This is a genomic window from Mycobacterium simiae (genome assembly GCF_008370645.1).
Taxonomy (GTDB): domain Bacteria; phylum Actinomycetota; class Actinomycetes; order Mycobacteriales; family Mycobacteriaceae; genus Mycobacterium; species Mycobacterium simiae_A.
This window is the reverse complement of sequence record NZ_VTZN01000540.1, coordinates 1-438: the sequence shown is the minus strand read 5'-3', so window position 1 is coordinate 438 and position 438 is coordinate 1. Positions and strand designations below refer to the sequence as shown.

Annotated in this window: 2 protein-coding genes; both read left to right on the top strand. The window is 79.2% G+C overall.

Annotation, left to right across the window (positions count from 1 at the left end):
* On the top strand, positions 1 to 226 hold a 226-nt coding region (locus F0Q45_RS29830), incomplete at its 5' end, for a hypothetical protein (RefSeq protein ID WP_262491212.1).
* Between the two features lie 38 nt (positions 227 to 264).
* The gene (locus tag F0Q45_RS29825) at positions 265 to 387 is read left to right on the top strand and encodes a hypothetical protein (protein ID WP_262491211.1); all 123 of its coding nucleotides are present in this window, start codon (positions 265 to 267) and stop codon (positions 385 to 387) included.
* The last annotated feature ends 51 nt before the right edge of the window (positions 388 to 438 follow it).

Here is a 438-nt window from a genome sequence, read left to right as displayed (position 1 = left end):
GGGCGGGTCCGGCGCGATTGGCGGTGCCGGCGGGGCCGCCGGGCTGTTCGGCAACGGCGGCGCCGGCGGCGCCGCCTCTGTCGGCGGCGGGCCCGGCGGTGCGGGCGGGGCCGGCGGCTTGTTGTTCGGCACCGGCGGCGCCGGCGGCACTGGCGGGTTCGGCGCGGGCGGCTCCTTGGTGGGCGGCGACGGGGGGCCGGCGGCAACGCCGGCATCCTCGCGCTAGGTGCCGCCGGCGGTGATGGCGGTGCGGGCGGCAGCGCCGTGCTGATCGGTAATGGCGGCAACGGCGGCAATGGCGGGAGTGGCGCGCCCGCCGGCAAAGCCAGCGGCGGCGGCAGCGGCGGGTTGCTACTGGGCCGGGACGGCAACAACGGGCTGCCCTAGCGCCGCACGGGCTCGGGGGGTTGAATCTGCAGAAACGCCACGTGTCCGCGC